This window comes from Spirosoma lacussanchae, assembly GCF_005870035.1.
Classification (GTDB): Bacteria; Bacteroidota; Bacteroidia; order Cytophagales; family Spirosomataceae; genus Spirosoma; species Spirosoma lacussanchae.
The window spans coordinates 2,166,620-2,179,742 of record NZ_SWJG01000001.1; the positions used below are offsets into that span (position 1 = coordinate 2,166,620).

Genomic DNA, 13,123 nt, shown 5'->3' on the forward strand with positions numbered 1-13,123 from the left:
ACCGGCTTTAGGGAGCCACCCCCTGCAGTGAGGTATCGGCCAGCGCCTGTCGTACCTGGGCTGTCAGGGTAAGCGAATGTTTGCGGGCTTCGTGGTCGAAGATAGGCGCGGTGATAATCAGCTCGTCGGCCTGCGTCTGGTCAAGGAAACTGGCCAGTCCCCGCTGTACCGTATCGGCCGAACCCACCGCCGAACAGCTCAGTACCGACTCGATACCTGCCAGTTCATAGTCGGGCCATAATGCCTGAATATCGTCGACCGGGGGTTGCATTTGCCGGGCTTTGCCGCGCCGGATGTGAAGAAACTGTTGCTGAACGGAGGTAAACAAGCGCTCGGCTTCCTGATCCGTATCGGCGGCTATGACGTTCACGGCCACCATCGCGTAGGGTTCCTGCAACTGAGCCGATGGCTTGAACTGCGACCGATACACCTGCAAAGCCCGCATCAGCTGCGCCGGTGCAAAGTGGGAGGCAAAGGCGTACGGTAAACCCAGCAGGGCGGCTAACTGGGCCCCGAACAGGCTGGACCCTAAAATCCAGATCGGTATATCTAAACCAGTGCCGGGAATGGCCTGAACGAACTGGCCGGAGTCGTCGGGCTGAAAATAACGCTGCAACTCGATGACATCCTGCGGAAACGTATCGGGCCCTGTCGCGTCCCGGCGCAGGGCCCGGGCGGTAGCCTGATCGGAGCCGGGCGCGCGACCCAGCCCCAGGTCGATCCGGCCGGGGTAAAGCGATTCCAGCGTGCCGAACTGTTCGGCAATGACCAGGGGCGAATGGTTGGGAAGCATGATACCGCCCGAGCCAACGCGGATAGTCCGGGTGCCGCCGGCTACGTACCCAATCACAACCGAGGTAGCAGCGCTGGCAATACCAGGCATGTTATGGTGCTCGGCCAGCCAATACCGGTTGTAGCCTAGCTGTTCGGCGTGTCGGGCCAGATCTAATGTATTGTGTAGCGCCTGACTGGCGGTGTTGCCAGCCACAATGGGCGATAAATCAAGAACTGAAAAGGGAATCATACTACGTTGGTGGGCCGTTTGGCCCGGTTTATGGCAACGGCAGGCCTGATCCGGTTGGATGAAGCACCGACCAATGCTTACCTATAGGCAACAACGCAGCTTACCCGAACGGTTCCTGGCCATAATCGTCAGCGAGCCTGATTGGGCCGTAAAAACAGCAGCACGTATATGAAGGGTAATGGCTACAAGAGAAAGCTACTCCTGCGGAAAAACGATCTGATCCGCGCCATCGTGGGGCTCGAAGACGGAAACACGAAAGCCGCTGGCCGATTGGTTGGTGGCCGCATCGGGCGGGTTGCCGGTACTCAGGTAATCGAGCAGCTGTTCGGTACTGGCGAAGTGGATCGTATGGGTTGCCGGGCGGTCATGGAGCCGATCCGCGTCTGACGAGTCAGCCTTAACGGGTTGGATCAGCACCGTTACGACGGCGTAGTCATGGGTGCGGGCCATCACCTCGAGCGGAGTGCTGTCGGCTTGGGCGGTTTGTCGGTGAACGTTCAGGATGGTGAAGGCATTGCCCTGATTGCCCATGTTATGCAGCAACCATTCATAGATAGTTTCCATAGGGTACGTTGGTAGAGCTGGTGTACTGAATAAAGGTCAGCGGCAACCGGCTTCGGGTACAACCGGGCGGTCCTGATCCTTGTTCAGGGTTTCTACCTGGCGGACCCCGGCCAATTTATCGGAATCACCTTCCCGAATAGCCGGGTAAGCTGGGCCAGACGCTGTTCTTTTTAGTAGGTTTGCGGCATGAAAAACTGCATTGCTGTTAGTCTGCTGGCTCTTTCGCTGGTTACCTGCTCGCCCAAAACCTATACGCGCATTCCTGCCGGTGGGGCCTATCAATTTTTTAAGTACACACCCGGTCAGCCCGCCCGTATTTCAGCCCACCGGGGTGGGGGCGATCTGAAAGGGTATCCCGAAAACTGCATCGAATCATTTGCGTACCTGGCTAAACAAACGCCCGTCATTATCGAGTGCGACATCGACCTGACCAAAGACAGCGTACTGGTGATGATGCACGACGCTACCCTCGACCGCACTACAACCGGAACCGGCAAGCTGATCGAGAAAACCTACGCTGAGCTGAGCCCGTACCGGCTGGAAGATAACCAGGGCAACCCGACGCCCTACAAAATTCCAACCCTGGAGGAGGTTCTCCGCTGGGGAAAGAACAAAGTGGCCTTTACCCTCGACGTGAAGCGAAACGTATCGTTTGAGAAAATAGTCGACATGATCCATCGCACCGGCGCGGGCGACTATGCCGCTGTGATCACCTATAACGCGCAGGATGCCGGTAAACTGCACAAGCTCGATCCGGCGCTGATGATCTCTGTCACGATCCGCAACCGCGCCGAATACGACCGACTGCGCGAACTGGGCGTTCCGGACAACCGCATGATTGCTTTCGTGGGCGTCAAAGAACCGGATAAGGCGTTGTACGATTTTCTGCATCAGAAAGGGATTGCCTGCATCCTCGGCACCCTTGGTAACCTCGACCGGCAGGCCGCTGCCAAAGGCGACCAGCTTTATAAGAAATTTGCCGACAACGGGGCCGACGTAATGAGTACTGATCGGCCCCTGGAAATGGCAAAGGTGCTGTATTAAGTCAATAATCCCGGCTTGCTGCGTTAGTTCAGGCCGGGATTATTGATAGTTCTGATTATAAGTTGCTTTTAAGTAAATTAAGGCTTTCCTGAGCTAACTCAGGAAGGCCTTCTATTCATTAACTGGCTACCACAATGACCGGCGCCACGGCTTCGGGGTCGTTGTCGGGCGAAGCTTTTTTCTGCTTTAATGCCTTCTTGGCGGCTTTCTTCAGCGTGACATCGTAGAGGTCGGTCCGCCGGTCTTTCAGCACCTGTACTGAGCCGTGTTCATGCAGCTCTTTCAGCAGGCTCAAATCAACGTCGGCTATTAAAACCATTTCCGTATTCGGGGTCGCTTCTGCCTTCACCGCATTGGTTGGAAACTGAAAGTCAGATGGGGTAAATACCGCCGACTGCGCAAAATTGATGTCCATGTTGTGCACTTTCGGCAAATTGCCGACGCAACCCGAAATCGCCACGTAACATTCGTTTTCAATTGCCCGGGCCTGGGCGCAGTGCCGTACCCGCGAGTATCCGTTCTGGGTATCGGTCAGGAACGGAACGAACAGAATCTGCATGCCCTGCTGAGCCAGAATCCGGCCCAGTTCGGGAAACTCAACATCGTAGCAGATCAGCATTCCGATCTTACCACAGTCGGTATCGAAGGCCCGAATCTCGTAGCCACCCACCATGCCGTAGTGACGCACCTCGTTGGGGGTGATATGAATCTTCCGGTACTCTTCGTAGGAACCATCGCGCCGGCAGAGGTAAGCTACGTTGTACAGCTTGCCATCACTGTCGACGAGGGGCATACTACCGCCAACGATGTTCACATTATACGAGATGGCCAGTTCGCAGAGTTTGTCGCGCACCTCTTCGGTAAAGTCGGCCAGTTTTCGAATGGCTACCGGCTCGGGCAGGTCGTTGAAGTCGGCCATGAGCGGGGTGTTGAAAAACTCCGGCAGCACCATAAAGTCGGCCCGGTAATCACTAACCGCGTTGGCAAAAAACTCAACCTGATCCAGAAACGCGTTCAGGTTTTTGAACAGGCGCATCTGCCACTGGATAACGCCCAGCCGGATAATGGAGTCGGTATGGGGGCGTTTGTCTTTCTCGACAACGTAATAAATATTGATCCACTCCAGCAGGGTGGCGTATTCCTTCGATTCTGTATCGCCGGGCAAGTAGCCGCGCAGGACCTTCCGGACGTGGAAATCGTTCGAGATCTGGAACGTCAGCGTGGGGTCGTAAATCTCTTTCTGCTTTACCTTGGCGATGTATTCGCGCGGGCTCAGTTCGTCAGCGTATTTATTATAATTCGGGATACGTCCACCCGCCAGAATCCCTTTCAGGTTGAGGGTTTCGCAGAGCTCCTTCCGGGCGTCGTAGAGCCGTCGGCCCAGGCGCAGGTCGCGGTAGTCAGGATGAACGAACACCTCGATGCCATACATGTAGTCGCCCTCGTCGCTGTGCGTTTTGAAGGTATAGCCACCGGTAATTTCGTGGTAGGTGTGGTTGTCACCAAACTGGTCGTACTTCACCCGAATGGCGAGCGCACAAGCCACCACTTTGCCGTCGACTTCGACGCAGAACTGGCCTTCGGGGAAAATTGTGAGCAGCTTGTTGATCTTACTTTTTTGCCAGTAATCTCCGCCAATGCCGCTGTATACCTCAATCATGGCCTCCTTGAGGTCGTCGTAATCGTCTTTCTGTAGTGTTCTGGTCTGAATATGCATCAGTACGTAGTCTCTAAAGTCAATTGCTGGAGTGCCCCGGCCATCTGGTCGATGTGCTCGTCGGTCAGGTGCAGATGGGTAACAAATCGAACCAGGTGCTTGCCGAAGGTAATACCCCGGATACCGATTTGCTCTAGTTTCTGAACGTAATCAGCCGCTAAAAGGGTTTCTGACAGCTTGAAAATGACAATATTCGTATCGATTGGATAAATTTCCTCTACCTCGGGGCGGCTGCTGAACAGCGTTCCGATCCGGCGGGCGCGGGCGTGGTCCTGCCGAAGCCGTTCAACGTGGTGGTCGAGGGCGTAAATACCCGCAGCCGCCAGAAAGCCAGCCTGGCGCCATCCCCCGCCCATGAGTTTCCGATACCGGCGGGCCTGTCCGATGAAGGAGGCCTTCCCCAGCAGCAGCGAACCGACCGGACAGCCCAGGCCTTTCGAGAGGCAGATACTGATCGAGTCGAACAGCTGGCCATAGGCCTGGGTGGGATCGCCGGTTTCGACAAGCGCGTTGAAAAGCCGGGCCCCGTCGAGGTGCAGCAGCAGGCCGTGTTCGTCGCAGACCCTGCGGATAGCCGCTATTTCGGGAATGGTGTAGTAACAGCCCCCGCCCTTGTTGACGGTGTTTTCCAGCACCACCAGCCGCGACAGGGGTTTGTGTGGATCGGCGGGGCTATAAATGTACTCGCGAATCAGATCGGGGGTCAGCTTCCCCCGTATTCCCTGGGGCAGGCTAACCGAAGCCAGGGCGTTGGCCATGATACCCCCGCCTTCGTACAGATATACGTGCGAGAGCTGATCGCAGATCACATCGTCGCCGGGGCGGCAGTGGGTCCGGATCGCCAGCTGATTGGTCATGGTGCCGCTGGCGCAGAAAAGAGCCGCTTCCATGCCGAACATATGAGCGGCTTTAGCTTCCAGAGCATTTACCGTGGGGTCGTCGCCCAGCACATCATCGCCGAGCGGGGCGTTAAACATAGCCTCGCGCATGGCGGGCGTGGGTTGAGTAATGGTATCGCTACGAAGGTCAATCAGCATAATCAGGTTGTCCGTTACCCGACAAATTTAAGGGATATTGGTGGACATGAACGGTTGGATAAAACAAGCTGGTGTCGGCCAGCAGCCGGATGGAGACCAAACCGGGCAGATGCTGATCCCGTCGTTGCAGAAAATGGCTCATGTTGGCCAGGTTGCGGGGATGAGGCCCAACCAGTAGGCCGCCTTTCAGCAGGGGAATGGCCGTCCGGAAGGTATCGCGCTGGCCAGACTGGTACGTCAGCTCGACATGAAGCGACGGGGGTTGAAAAAGCAGCCGCTGGAGCGCCCCCATGGGCCGATACCGGCAATCGATCTGCCAGCGTTGCCAGCAACCGTCGGCCGGCCGTACCGGAACAGAATGACCTATTTGGGCAACCTGAGTACGGACCAAGGGCTTATGGTCAGTTTGAGGGATTGCTTTCTTCCCCAGCAGCAGCCAGTCGCCCTGCTGATCAACAACGGCATAGTGTGTACGAAGGGCCAGCTTGGTGGCGGGTTCATCGTTAAATGGATCGCGGCCATCGATGGCATCCCAGGCGATCACCACATAGTCGGCCGCGCGGGCTGAGCCGTAGTAGGTCGCGTTGAGCGAGTCCAGATAAGCATCGGTAACCTGGTAGGTTTGCATAATGGGCCGGGGCGTATACCGCAGTTTATGGTGGTAAAGCAGAGCCACATCGGCGGGCATAATGTCTACCCGCTTCTGGCTCAGCCTGTTTAGCCAGGATACGGGCAAGCCCGTCCGGTTGGTTACCAGCGAGGGCCTGACCGGATGCCACACATCCTGCCCGTAGCTAACGGCCTGGCTGACCCAGCGGTACGGAAAACTACTATCCCAGTTATAAGTAACAAGCTTCGGCGCTGCGATGGCCAGCAGTATCATGGGCAGCACCGCCCACCGGCGAACAGACGAGTGAGCCGAAAACAACGCCAAAATCGTGAACGGCAGCAGCCCGTACTTATAAAAGAAACCAATGTGCCCAGCGTCGGCCCGGACAAAGGATTCCTTAAAAAGAACGAAGAGCTGTAAGGCTACCAGCCCGAACAGGACGCCTTCCCGACGGAGAAGCCCGGGAAGCAGCCCCGTTTTCAGGAGTCGGTACAGCGGCCAGCTGAGCGCGCCGATGGTCATGCCCAGAATCAAGAGGCTTACCAGAACCGCCCGTTTGTTCTGAACCAGGTACATGACGTCGTTATACGAATCGATTAGGTGCCATTGCGCAACCAGGTACGGACCCAGCTGAACAGGTAGTAGTACCACGCTCAGAGCCAGCAGAGTTGCCACACTGCCCAGACTGATCAGGAGATGTCGGGATGGCATCTCACCCGTTAGCCGCTGGATCAGGGCGTAGATAACCAGGCTGCCCAGACTGACAAGGCCCACATTCGCTTTCATGTAGAAGGTAAGGATGGCGATGACCGACGCGCCCACCAGTGTCCAGGCCTGGCGTGTACGCTGATAATGACCCAGGTAGGCCAGCACGAAGAAGTAGAAGACAAAGGGAGTCTCAGTCCCCGCGGCCAGCGTATGCAGGGTGACCAGCCCGGCTACGATCCCGTACCGCAGCCAGGAGAATTGAGGGCCAAGTACAAACCATATGATTATGTATACATGAACAACGTAGACCAGGTCAAGGAGAACAATTTCCCAGGTCTCTACCGCTATAGGAAGCCGGGTCGTGTACCACCCCAGGGGGCCGTAGGTGAATATGAAGTCGGTACCGTAATCCAGCCCGGCCGCCCGGGCCAGATGCAGGGCAATGGCCCAGGATCCGTCAAGACCATCGAGTGGGGTATTATAAACGACCCATCGGTTAAAAATAAGGAGGGTGAATACAAGGCTTACCAGCAGCCTGCATAGCCGCTGACCTGACGCGTGTGTGCCAGTCATGTTGGAATCTTTATGGTGTGGATGAAAAAACTATGCCCTGAAACAGCACAGGTACCTATTGCCCCGGATCGTGCGTGCCGAAGTAGCGGAGCGTCAGCACTTCGCCGGGTGCAACAAAAGCCGGACTGACGTTGTGCGCAATCTCGAACTGTTGCACTACATCGTTCCAGGCAGGATGACCGGCCATGGTTAGTTTGTAGGTGTGCATTTGCCCGTCATTTTGAACAACCAGGGGGACGTACTGATCGTCAGGGCTCCGAATACCCCTTGGAAACCGGGTTCGGTTCTGGTCCGGATACTGGCTATTGAAGCCGTTGGGCTCCTGCCCGTTCAGCAGCCAGGCTAACCGTAGAGGAACCTGCGCCGGAGCACCGGGCGGGCCGGTATACGCCATGCGGATGTACAGGGTTCCGGATTGACTGGCGGGCCAGCTGCCCGTCGTCGAGATGAGTTTAGTGCCCCGGGCGTTGGTGACGCCGTTTTCGGTTTTGCCAGTGAATATAACCCGCCAGTCATCGGAGGAGAACGGTTCCTGTTGATCATAGCCGCCATCCTGGATGAACCAGCCGTTACGGCCACCGGCTTTGTTGAACGTGAAATCGGGTACTGTCTGGCGGGGCTGCGCGTACACGTACAGGCGTATATCCTGTTCACTGCCAAGTATATACGTATATTCTTTGTACCAGATATTGTCGCTGTCTAAATGAACCATGGGCCGGTTGCCGACGTAGGTCAGCGTCAGGCTTCCTTCGCTGTTGTCGGGTGAGGGGGTCAGGGCAGCTACGTTGTAGTTGGCCCGAAAGAAACCGGGACTGTATAACCCAATCAGCCGGTCTGGCGCAATCTCGACGCCTTCCCAGGGTTCGGTAAGGTAGAAAGGCGTACTCTGCTGGGTAGCCATGCTGCCGATACTCCGTTCAATGCCGTCGCTTACGGTAGTCAGGTCGTGCTGGTAGGGGCGTGAGCCGGTGTAGAAATGAACCTTGCGGTGCCCACTGATCATCATCATGGGCCATTCCTGCTCTTCGACGTTATAGAACGTTTTGTCGGGTCGCTGGTGGGTCAGTCTGACCTTGACGTGCACTTTGTTACTGTCGACGCCAACCCACTGTTCATAGAAAAAAGGCAGTCGGCGGGCATCCTGATGAGCCCATGACAAACACTGGGCTTTCGTATAGATCCAGCCGTTCACGATGCCGTGAACCAGTATGGGAGACGGGTTAAACCCATCGTCGCCAGCCTGTAACGGATTATACCCGATATTTTTCCAGCGGGGTGAGTCGTCGGCGTAGCTTCGGGGACCGCCGTAAGAAGCCATGCCCGACTCGCGGCCCATATCGTAGAAGTTGATAAGGGCCTGGTTGCTGACTTTGTCGTAAATCTGAATGCTCCCTCCGTAATCCCGTCGAACCTCGACCCGCAGTATCGACGATTCGGCCGCCGACACCGGTCCAATGGGTCGCCCGTTGATGGAGTTTGGGTTGGTTGCCATCCAGGCGCTCGACTCGGTCGGCGTTTCGTACGTAAAAGGGCGGGTAGGGGGCGGGAGGGGAGGCAGCGCAACCGTTTTGGGAATGTCGGGTGGTTCGGCTGTCTGGTCGACGGCGGTGACTCCGTTTTGACAGCGGGTCAGCAGGCCGAACACCGTCAACAGCAATCCTGCACGGAGCGAAGCCGGAAGGGTATGGGTCATGATAAGATGGTATGGATGTTAGTTCTATAGAACTACTTACAAAACTAGTCTTTTTCGGTTATGGACAGGTGATGCCGGTAACTAATTGACAAACTGGCCCGGATTCGTGCCACCGCGGGTGGAGGGCGCATATTGAGATTCCCTGACAGTCTTGTATTTATACTGCTTGCATGTATTTTTGAGCAACCTTTTCCCGGATCGTCGTCTAATAGCCGCACTCGAAACCGAGAGGTACTTTAATAACCCCACTATCACTATGTTCACCAATAAAACTCCCTGGATTATCCTGCTGGTGCTGTGGATGATCGGTTCAACCTGGTGGCATGTCTGCAAAATCAAGCAGTTGTGCGTTGATGATTTGCCATCGTCCACCACCTTGCCGACCGTTGCCATGCCATCGCTAATCATTGCCGACGGTGACCGGTTCAGGCTCGATATGGCTGGCAACTTCAGCTTCGCCAAGTCGGGAGCCAATGCCAACATGAGTGCGCTGGGCGGATCGCTCGACTCATTAACGGCTTATCTTAAAACTACCGGCCGAACCATGGAGATCAGAGGATATTACGCATCGACGGAAGCCAATACCAGTTCGTTCCCTAATCTGGGCCTTGCCCGCGCCGAAGGCATCAAACAATACCTGGTGCAGCAGGGCGTTCCGGCGGCATCACTGACCACGAAAGGCGTGTTGCAGGATGATCTGACGTTCACGGCTGCCGGAGATTCACTGTATGGTGGGCTAAACTTTGTCTTTGATGGGGCCGATAGCACGTCGCCTGTCGATTCTACCCTGACCGATCTGACCACCGAGACGGCGTTGACCGCTACTGCTCCGGCTACCGAAACCGTGGCTGCGGGCATCACCGAAGCGGGGCTGGCTGCTAAAGAAAAGTTCACAACGGTTTTTGAGCCCATCGATCTGTATTTCCCGCTGGGCGAAGCTAACTACATCAAGACCCCCGAAACCGCTAAATTCTTTAAAGAAGCCGTTGCGTACCTGTCAACGCATAAAGAAAAGAAGCTCGTACTTACCGGCTATACCGATAACTCCGGTCCGGACGACGTAAACCTGCGACTCTCACGTGACCGCGCCAATCAGGTAAAAGCCAGACTACGCCAGTCGGGTATCTCGCCCGATCAGATCGTCACCGACGCCAAAGGTGAAGCCAATCCTAAAGCCTCTAACGACACTCGCGAAGGCCGTAAAGCCAATCGCCGGGTTACGGTCGTAGTTAAGTAATAAATCCTCTCATCAACTCGGGACGATCAGCCGGTCGGCCCGCAGTCGCACTTTTAACCCCAACAGTCGTATGTTTGACATGAACCCCCTCAACCTGCCCGAGGCCCAGATGCAGCAATGGATAATGCTGTTCGTGGCCGGTATGCTGGGTTTTATCATTGGTTATGTATCTCGGAAGAGTACGGTCCGTCAGCTCGAAAGCGAGCTGGCCACAACAGAACGGGCCGTTGATGACTGTCAGCGCATGCCAACGGCATCGGCCAGCAGCAGCACCGAGGAAGCCATCGTGCTGAATCGGATTGCGGCCCGCGCGGGTGAGCTGAATTTCAACCGGATTGGCCTGGCTTCCCTGGCCGATGCCGACGATCTGAAAATCATTGTTGGTATTGGGCCTTTTCTGGAGAAAAAGCTGCACGCTGTGGGTATCTACACGTTCCGGCAGATTGCCAATTTCAACAGAGAAGATATCGATCAGGTAAACGATGTGATCGAGTTCTTTCCCGGTCGTATCGAGCGTGACAACTGGGTGGGGCAGGCAACGGACCTGATTAAACGACAGTAGAACGCGATTTGATGCACAGGTAGGCCTTCATGACGCCCTACGTACCGAATACTGAAACCTAAAAACAGACAAAATCATGTTTGGATTAGATCCATTGAGTCGCCCGGTTGCCATAGCCGAAATACTGTTGCTGCTGGCGTTTGCTGCGCTGGTTGGCTGGTTGCTGGGACGGTTAATCCTGGCCGGCCGCATCCGGACACTGCGGACCGCGCTCACGAATAAAGAAGCCGAGCTGGACGAATGCCGCCGGACCAAGTTTATGTCGACCTCGGGGCGGATGCCGGCTGCTTCCGTGCCCGTCCGGCCCGCTCCCGTAGTGGAGGTGCCGCCTACCTATGTTCACGCCGACCCGCTTGAGCCGGCCTTGAGTTTCGACACGACCCCGGACCCAATCAATGTCGATCCGTCGGTACCGGTCATCGCTACCCGGGAGATTGAAGCCGTTGGGCTGGCTGGTGCCGAGGCCGGTGCGGTGGCTGAGAACTCAGAAGTGGCCGTGCTGAGCCGGATTGCGGCCCGCGCCGGTGAACTAAACTTCGACCGGATCGGTCGGGCCACTGCGGCCGAAGCCGATGACCTGAAGGACATCGTGGGCGTAGGCCCGTTTCTGGAGCGTAAATTACACAGTCTCGGAATCTACACGTTTCGGCAGGTGGCCAACTTCACCAAGGAAGATATCGATCAGGTAAACGAAATCATCGAGTTCTTCCCCGGCCGCATCGAACGCGATAACTGGGTCGATCAGTCAAAGTCGTTCCACGAAAAGAAATACGGAGCCAACTCCTGATCCGGTTCGTTCTTCCTGGTAGCCGTCGTGCCAGTTGCTGGTACGACGGCTATTTGTTTTTACGGCTGGGCGTGCTGCTGAGAGCCAGAGTCAGGCCAGACTCGAAGTAGATACACTGGTCGCGAAGGACGCATTCTCCGCAGCGCGGATTGTACCAGGTACAGACCCGCTGGCCATGCCAGTAGAAGTGTTTGTGGAAGTTAAACAGGACGACGGGATCGGCAGGCAGGCGTTCCAGCAGGAGCGTATGGGCCTTTTCGGCGCTGACTTTAGGGCCGATCAGGCCGAGCCGCTGGGTTACCCGATGAACGTGGGTATCGACAGGCAGTACCGGTTTCTGAAAGTTGAACAGCAGCAACAGGGTGGCCGTTTTCAGCCCGATACCCGGGAGGTCGGTTAGCCATTTCATGGCTTCGTCGCTAGACAGGTCACGCAGAAAGTCGATGTTGGCCGCACCGGTTTCGCGGATGAGATGGGTCAGCAGGTTCTGAATATACGGGGCTTTAACCTCGGGATAATTAGCCGTTTTGATGGCGTCGATCAGGTCCGGCAAGGGCGCATCCCGCACGGCTTCCCAGGTTGGAAACCGCTCGCGCAGGGTTCGGTAGGCTACTACTTCGTTATGGTGGGTTGTCCGGTGCGAGAGGATGGTGCCGACAAGTTCATGCATCGGGTCTGCCCGGCCATAGATAGCCTGAACCCCGTAAAACTCATTGAGCCGCTGGTGGGCATCCAGGGTTTTGGTTGTCTCGTCAGATTGGGATGTCATGGAACAGAAACGTTGAGCGTTTCTGTTGAACCCGGTTTGGCTGATACTGTTTACTTTACCCCCGACAGCAGCTGACCGGCCAGTTGGGTCAGCCCCACGGTTGCGGGTTCCTGAATAAAGGTTACCTCCGGCGTTTTGCGCATACTGGGTGTGTGCGGGTCAACTACATAAACAGGAACGCCCTTCCGTATGCCATAGACCAGACCAGCCGCCGGATAAACGTTCAGGGAGGTACCGACCACAATAAAAATGTCTGCCTCTGCGGCAATATCCATGGCCATGACCATCATCGGTACGGCCTCTCCGAACCAGACGATATGCGGCCTCAGCTGAGAGCCTTTTTCACAAAGGTCGCCTTCTTTGAGTTCCCAGCCGTCCATCGAATAAACGAGCGATTCATCGACGGTGGATCGTGCTTTAAACAGTTCGCCGTGCAGATGTACGACAGTAGATGAACCGGCTTTTTCGTGCAGGTTGTCAACGTTCTGCGTAACGATGGTAACGTCGTACTGCTCCTCCAGCCTGACCAGCGCATAATGACCCGCATTGGGTTGAACCTGGAGGGCCTGTTTCCGGCGCTGATTATAAAAGTCCTGGACCAGCGCCCGGTTTCGGCGCCAGGCATCGGGGGTGGCTACGTCTTCGATCCGGTGGTTTTCCCACAGCCCATCCGACGCCCGGAACGTGGGGATACCGCTTTCCGCGCTGATCCCCGCCCCCGACAAAACAACAATTTTTTTGCGTGTGTCCATGAAATAAGGCAGGCAACCGGGCGAAGCAGGTTGGACTTCGCCCGGC

The 13,123-nt window shown here is 56.2% G+C and carries 12 protein-coding genes; 4 read left to right on the forward strand and 8 right to left on the reverse strand.

What is annotated here, in order from left to right; genetic code table 11:
- Positions 1–7 precede the first annotated feature (7 nt).
- Positions 8–1,024 (reverse strand): LLM class flavin-dependent oxidoreductase, encoded by a 1,017-nt coding sequence (locus tag FBR45_RS08965; protein WP_138501259.1) that lies wholly within the window; start codon positions 1,022–1,024, stop codon positions 8–10.
- A gap of 195 nt (positions 1,025–1,219) precedes the next feature.
- Positions 1,220–1,588, reverse strand: a complete 369-nt coding sequence (locus FBR45_RS08970) for a hypothetical protein (RefSeq protein ID WP_138501261.1) — start codon at positions 1,586–1,588, stop codon at positions 1,220–1,222.
- A 186-nt stretch (positions 1,589–1,774) separates the two neighbouring features.
- Here FBR45_RS08970 and FBR45_RS08975 point away from each other — a divergent pair, with 186 nt between their 5' ends.
- Positions 1,775–2,632 carry a glycerophosphodiester phosphodiesterase family protein gene (locus FBR45_RS08975; RefSeq protein WP_138501263.1) on the forward strand — a complete coding sequence of 286 codons (858 nt, stop codon included), beginning with the start codon at positions 1,775–1,777 and terminating at the stop codon, positions 2,630–2,632.
- Between the two features lie 118 nt (positions 2,633–2,750).
- Here FBR45_RS08975 and FBR45_RS08980 read toward each other — a convergent pair whose 3' ends face one another.
- Genes FBR45_RS08980 through FBR45_RS08995 form a run of 4 tightly spaced genes read right to left on the reverse strand, consistent with a single transcriptional unit; the run spans position 2,751 to position 8,970 of the window.
- Positions 2,751–4,349: a carbon-nitrogen hydrolase family protein gene (locus FBR45_RS08980; protein ID WP_138501265.1), complete on the reverse strand. Its 1,599-nt coding sequence runs from the start codon at positions 4,347–4,349 to the stop codon at positions 2,751–2,753.
- Entirely contained in the window at positions 4,349–5,386 is a 1,038-nt protein-coding gene (locus FBR45_RS08985) for a threonine aldolase family protein (RefSeq protein ID WP_138501267.1), read from the reverse strand. The genes FBR45_RS08980 and FBR45_RS08985 overlap by 1 nt, the downstream gene beginning before the upstream one ends.
- The gene (locus FBR45_RS08990) at positions 5,376–7,277 is read right to left on the reverse strand and encodes a hypothetical protein (RefSeq protein WP_138501269.1); all 1,902 of its coding nucleotides are present in this window, start codon (positions 7,275–7,277) and stop codon (positions 5,376–5,378) included. Before FBR45_RS08990 ends, FBR45_RS08985 begins: the two co-directional genes overlap by 11 nt.
- Positions 7,278–7,332: 55 nt before the next feature.
- Entirely contained in the window at positions 7,333–8,970 is a 1,638-nt protein-coding gene (locus tag FBR45_RS08995; protein ID WP_138501271.1) for a hypothetical protein, read from the reverse strand.
- A 256-nt stretch (positions 8,971–9,226) separates the two neighbouring features.
- Between FBR45_RS08995 and FBR45_RS09000 the strand changes: the two genes are divergently transcribed.
- The 3 genes from FBR45_RS09000 to FBR45_RS09010 all read left to right on the forward strand — a co-directional run bounded on the left by FBR45_RS09000 (position 9,227) and on the right by FBR45_RS09010 (position 11,556).
- On the forward strand, positions 9,227–10,207 hold the full coding sequence (locus FBR45_RS09000) for an OmpA family protein (RefSeq protein ID WP_138501274.1): 981 nt from the start codon (positions 9,227–9,229) through the stop codon (positions 10,205–10,207).
- Positions 10,208–10,277: 70 nt separating this feature from the next.
- Positions 10,278–10,769 (forward strand): hypothetical protein, encoded by a 492-nt coding sequence (locus FBR45_RS09005; RefSeq protein ID WP_138501276.1) that lies wholly within the window; start codon positions 10,278–10,280, stop codon positions 10,767–10,769.
- Positions 10,770–10,845: 76 nt separating this feature from the next.
- Positions 10,846–11,556, forward strand: a complete 711-nt coding sequence (locus tag FBR45_RS09010; RefSeq protein WP_138501278.1) for a hypothetical protein — start codon at positions 10,846–10,848, stop codon at positions 11,554–11,556.
- A gap of 49 nt (positions 11,557–11,605) precedes the next feature.
- Here FBR45_RS09010 and FBR45_RS09015 read toward each other — a convergent pair whose 3' ends face one another.
- Positions 11,606–12,325, reverse strand: coding sequence for an endonuclease III domain-containing protein (locus FBR45_RS09015; protein ID WP_138501280.1), 720 nt, complete (start codon positions 12,323–12,325; stop codon positions 11,606–11,608).
- A gap of 50 nt (positions 12,326–12,375) precedes the next feature.
- On the reverse strand, positions 12,376–13,077 hold the full coding sequence (locus tag FBR45_RS09020; protein WP_138501282.1) for an SIR2 family NAD-dependent protein deacylase: 702 nt from the start codon (positions 13,075–13,077) through the stop codon (positions 12,376–12,378).
- Positions 13,078–13,123: the final 46 nt, after the last annotated feature.

Excerpts from the sequence above, each read along its gene's own strand:
- FBR45_RS08980 (WP_138501265.1), bottom strand. The coding sequence starts at position 4,349 with ATGCATATTCAGACCAGAACACTACAGAAAGACGATTACGACGACCTC.
- FBR45_RS08995 (WP_138501271.1), bottom strand. The coding sequence starts at position 8,970 with ATGACCCATACCCTTCCGGCTTCGCTCCGTGCAGGATTGCTGTTGACG.
- FBR45_RS08975 (WP_138501263.1), top strand. The coding sequence starts at position 1,775 with ATGAAAAACTGCATTGCTGTTAGTCTGCTGGCTCTTTCGCTGGTTACC.
- FBR45_RS08965 (WP_138501259.1), bottom strand. The coding sequence starts at position 1,024 with ATGATTCCCTTTTCAGTTCTTGATTTATCGCCCATTGTGGCTGGCAAC.
- FBR45_RS09010 (WP_138501278.1), top strand. The coding sequence starts at position 10,846 with ATGTTTGGATTAGATCCATTGAGTCGCCCGGTTGCCATAGCCGAAATA.
- FBR45_RS08985 (WP_138501267.1), bottom strand. The coding sequence starts at position 5,386 with ATGCTGATTGACCTTCGTAGCGATACCATTACTCAACCCACGCCCGCC.
- FBR45_RS09000 (WP_138501274.1), top strand. The coding sequence starts at position 9,227 with ATGTTCACCAATAAAACTCCCTGGATTATCCTGCTGGTGCTGTGGATG.
- FBR45_RS08970 (WP_138501261.1), bottom strand. The coding sequence starts at position 1,588 with ATGGAAACTATCTATGAATGGTTGCTGCATAACATGGGCAATCAGGGC.
- FBR45_RS09005 (WP_138501276.1), top strand. The coding sequence starts at position 10,278 with ATGTTTGACATGAACCCCCTCAACCTGCCCGAGGCCCAGATGCAGCAA.
- FBR45_RS08990 (WP_138501269.1), bottom strand. The coding sequence starts at position 7,277 with ATGACTGGCACACACGCGTCAGGTCAGCGGCTATGCAGGCTGCTGGTA.
- FBR45_RS09020 (WP_138501282.1), bottom strand. The coding sequence starts at position 13,077 with ATGGACACACGCAAAAAAATTGTTGTTTTGTCGGGGGCGGGGATCAGC.
- FBR45_RS09015 (WP_138501280.1), bottom strand. The coding sequence starts at position 12,325 with ATGACATCCCAATCTGACGAGACAACCAAAACCCTGGATGCCCACCAG.